Annotated in this window: 2 protein-coding genes and 2 pseudogenes; all 4 read left to right on the forward strand. The window is 49.2% G+C overall.

Features of this window, described 5'->3' with window-relative positions:
• Window positions 1–44: 44 nt before the first annotated feature.
• Entirely contained in the window at window positions 45–1,547 is a 1,503-nt protein-coding gene (locus AC5OW4_RS14640) for an IMP dehydrogenase (RefSeq protein ID WP_006060786.1), read from the forward strand.
• Between the two features lie 181 nt (window positions 1,548–1,728).
• Window positions 1,729–3,036, forward strand: a complete 1,308-nt coding sequence (gene guaA, locus AC5OW4_RS14645; protein WP_195547966.1) for a glutamine-hydrolyzing GMP synthase — start codon at window positions 1,729–1,731, stop codon at window positions 3,034–3,036.
• A gap of 299 nt (window positions 3,037–3,335) precedes the next feature.
• A pseudogene (gene tnpA / locus AC5OW4_RS14650) lies at window positions 3,336–3,665 on the forward strand (IS200/IS605 family transposase); the annotation flags it as partial.
• A 151-nt stretch (window positions 3,666–3,816) separates the two neighbouring features.
• Window positions 3,817–4,209: pseudogene (locus AC5OW4_RS14655) on the forward strand (HsdM family class I SAM-dependent methyltransferase); the annotation flags it as partial.
• Between the last annotated feature and the right edge of the window lie 226 nt (window positions 4,210–4,435).

Genomic DNA, 4,435 nt, shown 5'->3' on the forward strand with positions numbered 1-4,435 from the left:
ATTATAATCATGGATAATACAAAAAGGGAAAAGGAGCGAATACTATGGCATATTACTATGATCAACCGTCTCATACCTTCAGCGAATACCTGTTGGTTCCGGGCTATTCTTCCAGCGAGTGCATCCCGACGTCTGTCAGCCTGAAGACGCCGTTAGTCAAGTTCAAGAAAGGTGAAAAACCGGCGATCGAAATGAACATCCCGATGGTCAGCGCGATCATGCAGGCGGTGTCTGATGACCGGATGGCGGTGGCGCTGGCAAAGGAAGGCGGCGTTTCGTTCATCTTTGGATCACAGTCGATTGAAAGTCAGGCGGCGATGGTTGCCCGCGTGAAAAATCACAAGGCCGGCTTTGTCGTCAGCGATTCCAACATTACGCCGGATATGACGCTGGCGCAGGTTCTTGAACTGGTCGAGGAAACAGGACATTCCACGATGCCGGTCACTGAGGACGGAACTGCCAACGGACGCTTAGTCGGCATGGTTACCAGCCGCGATTACCGGGTTTCCCGGATGGCGCCGGAAACCAAGGTTGCGGACTTCATGACGCCGTATGATAAATTGATTGTCGGTCATGAGAGCGACACCTTGTCGGACTGCAACGATCTGATCTGGGAACACAAGCTGAACCAGCTGCCGATCATCGACGAGAATCAGCACCTGTTGTATCTTGTTTTCCGTAAGGATTATGCCACACATAAAGAAAATCCGGATGAGCTCCTGGATTGCCACAAACGGTATATCGTCGGCGCGGGCATCAACACGCGCGACTATGCGGAACGTGTTCCGGCGTTAGTGGAAGCGGGCGTCGACGTGCTGTGCATCGATTCCTCGGAAGGCTTCAGCGAATGGCAGAAGCGCACGATTTCCTGGATTCGTGCGAAATACGGCGACTCCGTTAAGGTTGGCGCAGGCAACGTCGTCGACCGCGAGGGATTCCGGTTCTTAGCGGAGAGCGGCGCGGATTTCATTAAAGTCGGCATCGGCGGCGGTTCTATCTGCATCACTCGTGAAACCAAAGGCATCGGCCGCGGTCAGGCGACAGCGGTCATCGAAGTTGCGAAAGCCCGTGACGAATATTTTGAAGAGACCGGAATTTACATTCCGATCTGCTCGGACGGCGGCATCGTTTACGATTATCATATTACCTTAGCGTTAGCGATGGGCGCGGATTTCGTCATGCTGGGACGGTATTTCAGCCGTTTTGAAGAATCGCCGACGACGAAGCTGATGGTCAATGGCACCTATGTCAAAGAGTATTGGGGCGAAGGCAGCAACCGTGCCCGCAACTGGCAGCGCTACGATTTGGGCGGCGCTCAGAAGCTGAGCTTTGAGGAAGGTGTCGATTCCTATGTTCCGTATGCCGGAACGTTAAAGGAAAACGTCACGCTGACGTTGTATAAGGTGAAATCGACCATGTGCAACTGCGGTGCGCTCTCGATTCCTGAGCTGCAGCAGAACGCCCGGCTGACCCTGGTTTCCGCAACCTCGATTGTCGAAGGCGGCGCGCACGACGTCATCGTCAAAGACAAGAGCTCGATGAAATAAGCTTTTCCCTTACCCTGAGTGAAAGATCGGAAACTTCCGGTCTTTTTCTAAAGGGGGAAGGGGATCAAGATAAGTTGGCAAAATTCAAAAGTTGGTAAGAAAGGCAATCGGCGATTGCAAAGAAACCCGAATTTTGTTACATTAGGACTGGAATAAAAAGGAAGTTGAAGGAGGAACAGCGATGAAACAGGATATGATTTTAATTTTAGATTTAGGCAGTGATGAAAATACCGTACTGGCGCGGATGATCCGTGATCTGGGCGTCTACAGCGAGATTAAACCGCATGATATCACGGAAGAAGAACTGGCGAAGCTGGATAATGTCAAGGGGATCATCCTTAACGGCGGCCCGCTGAACATCGTCGACGGCAAGGCGATTGAAGTTCGTGATTTTATCTATGATGCAGGCGTCCCGGTGCTGGCAGTGAATTATGCGGCGGCCAAGGGCAAGCATTGCCTTGATCAGTGGCCGGCAGAGGAAGACGCGATGCGAGCGGTCGTGAATTCCTTCTTGTTTGACACTTGCCATGCGGAAGCGAATTGGAATATGAAAAACTTCGTTGCCGACCAGATCGAATTGATCCGGCGTCAGGTCGGGGATAAAAAGGTGCTGCTTGCGTTGTCCGGGGGCGTTGATTCTTCGGTCGTCGCAGCCTTGTTGATCAAAGCGATCGGCAAGCAGCTGGTGTGCGTGCATGTCAATCATGGCCTGATGCGCAAGGGTGAATCGGAAAGTGTAATTGAAGTGTTCCGCAATCAGATGGATGCGAACTTGATTTATGTGGATGCGAGCGAGCGGTTCTTAACGAAACTGGAAGGGGTAGCGGATCCGGAACAGAAACGTAAAATTATTGGCGCTGAGTTCATCCGTGTGTTCGAGGAAGAAGCGCGCAAGCTGGAAGGGATTGACTTTTTGGCGCAGGGCACGATCTATCCGGATATCGTGGAATCGGGCACGAAGACCGCGAAGGTCGTCAAGTCGCATCACAATGTCGGCGGCCTGCCGGAAGACATGAATTTCGAGTTAGTTGAACCGTTGTATTATCTGTTCAAGGATGAAGTCCGGGCATGCGGTCTGGAACTGGGCTTACCGCATGACATGGTCTTCCGTCAGCCATTCCCGGGGCCGGGACTGGGCGTCCGCTGCCTGGGCGCAATCACAAGAGAACGGCTGGAAGCGGTGCGGGAATCGGATGCGATCCTGCGCGAGGAGTTTGCGAAGGCGGGACTGGATAAGAAAGTTTGGCAGTATTTCACGATTGTTCCGGATTTCAAATCGGTGGGCGTCAAGAACAATGCGCGCTGCTTTGAGTATCCGGTGATCATCCGCGCCGTCAACACGATCGACGCGATGACCGCTTCGATTGAACAGATCGACTGGCCGGTGCTGACAAAGGTCACGGATCGAATTCTAAAGGAAGTTAAGAACGTGAACCGAGTCTGTTATGATTTGTCGCCGAAGCCATGTGCGACGATTGAGTGGGAATAATATCAGCGCTCTGAAAAAGCTCAGTATGACTGGGTCAGACTGTAGACAAACTCAAAAAAGAGGAAGTCGGCAGTTTTTATGATACGGAGAAATCCACAGAAGGTGGATTCCGGGAAGACTTAAGTCGGTTGAGCAGGCGAAGCCAGCGAAACAAAAAACCACCCGCTATGCGGGTGGGCAAAAAAAGTTATACAGTGGAATCACCTTTCCGAATAAAATAGAGTTGTTCAAGCTACTATTAAGAAAGGAAAGGTGATTCAAATGGCTTGAAATACAATTCATTAGCCCACACAGCATGAATGTGCAAATATCACATTGTGTTCATTTCTAAGTATAGAAGAAAAGTGATCTATAATCAAAATCGAAAAGATTTGATCAATATCATCAAAGCACTGTGCAAATACAAAGGGATAGAGATCATAGAGGGGCATATGATGCCGGATCATGTGCATTTGCTGTTAGCTATTCCGCGAAAATACAGTGTATCCTCATTCATGGGATATTTGAAAGGGAAATCAGCGCTGATGATGTTTGATCAGCATGTAAATTTGAAATGCAAGTTTGGGAATAGACACTTTTGGGCAGAAGGATACTATGTAAGTACAGTGGGGTTGAATGAAGCGACAATCTAAATTTCATCAAGCGTTATAACCCCACCGCCGATGCGCGTTTGTTTGAACAGGGAATCAACCCTGAGTCTTACTCAATCTGCCTTGCCTGAGATGATGATTAAGGGTCAGAACGCAGAAAACATCTGCTACCAGGACACCGAAGGCAGACCGTTTTAAGGGCACCAGGATGCGCTTTGTAATTGAGAACTCGTCTTTTGGCACTCCTTGGGGCGGCAAGGATGCAGCAAAGGGTGTGGAACAGGCTGTTCAGTCTGAATATGCCAAGGGCTTTAACGGTCGTTGGGGTGCAGATCTGCCTGGTTCCGGCGATATGCAGATGCTGTTCCTGCAGTCTGCCGTTGACAAGATGGAGAATAATGTTGGCAGAGCTGCTATTATTTCTAACGGAAGTTCGTTATTTATTGACAGCATCGCTTTTGGCGAAAGTCAAATTAGAAAGTGGATTATAGAAAATGATTTGTTGGAAGCTATTGTAGCATTACCGATGAATTTGTTCTATAACACTCCTAGTGCAACATATATGGTTTTTTTCCAAGAATAAGCGCCCTGAACACAAGGGGAAAATCCAGTTGATTGATGCATCCAGCTCCTTCAAGAAATTGCGTAAGGCTCTGGGTGACAAGAAAAACGAAATCTCTCTCGAAGATTGCTCATCATTATCAAACTGTATGCTGACTTCGTGGAAAACGAATACTGTAAGATTTACTCCAATGAGGAGTTCATTTACCATGAGTACGCTGTTATGCAGACGTTGCAGATCGGAAGAG

Source organism: Holdemania sp., from assembly GCF_986127675.1.

Excerpts from the sequence above, each read along its gene's own strand:
- AC5OW4_RS14640 (WP_006060786.1), top strand. The coding sequence starts at position 45 with ATGGCATATTACTATGATCAACCGTCTCATACCTTCAGCGAATACCTG.
- guaA (WP_195547966.1), top strand. The coding sequence starts at position 1,729 with ATGAAACAGGATATGATTTTAATTTTAGATTTAGGCAGTGATGAAAAT.